This is a genomic window from Paraburkholderia madseniana (assembly GCF_009690905.1).
Lineage (GTDB): Bacteria > Pseudomonadota > Gammaproteobacteria > Burkholderiales > Burkholderiaceae > Paraburkholderia > Paraburkholderia madseniana.
The window spans coordinates 1-699 of the sequence record NZ_VOSW01000309.1; the positions used below are offsets into that span (position 1 = coordinate 1).

The following is a 699-nucleotide window of genomic DNA, read 5'->3' on the forward strand; positions in this document are numbered from 1 at the left end:
CGGTCGGCAAGCAACTGGCCGCGCTGGCCGGCACGCACATGAAGCGCGCGACGATGGAGCTGGGCGGTCATGCGCCTGTCATCGTGGCCGAAGACGCCGACGTGGCGCTGGCCATCAAGGCCGCGGGCGCCGCGAAGTTCCGCAATGCCGGCCAGGTCTGCATCTCGCCGACGCGCTTTCTGGTGCACAACAGCATCCGCGAAGAATTCGCCGCGGCGCTCGTCAAGCATGCTGAAGGTCTCAAGCTCGGCGACGGTCTTGCGGAAGGCACGACCATCGGACCGCTCGCCAATGCGCGCCGTCTCACCGCGATGAGCAAGGTGCTCGACGACGCGCGCAAGACCGGCGCGAAGGTCGAGACGGGCGGCGAACGCGTGGGCTCGGAAGGCAACTTCTTCGCGCCGACCGTGCTGACCAACGTGTCGCTCGACTCGGACGTGTTCAACAACGAGCCGTTCGGCCCGATCGCCGCGATCCGGGGTTTCGACACGCTCGAAGAAGCGATCGCCGAGGCGAACCGTCTGCCGTTTGGTCTCGCGGGTTATGCGTTCACGAAGTCGTTCCGCAACGTCCATCTGCTGTCGCAACAGATGGAAGTCGGCATGCTGTGGATCAACCAGCCTGCCACGCCCTGGCCGGAAATGCCGTTTGGCGGCGTGAAGGATTCGGGCTATGGGTCGGAAGGCGGTCCGGAGGCGA

At 66.0% G+C, this 699-nt stretch carries 1 protein-coding gene; it reads left to right on the plus strand.

All coding sequences use genetic code 11. The features are described 5' to 3' along the window. The coding region (locus tag FSO04_RS45960; protein ID WP_154568036.1) for an aldehyde dehydrogenase family protein at positions 1 to 699 on the plus strand (699 nt) is incomplete at both ends.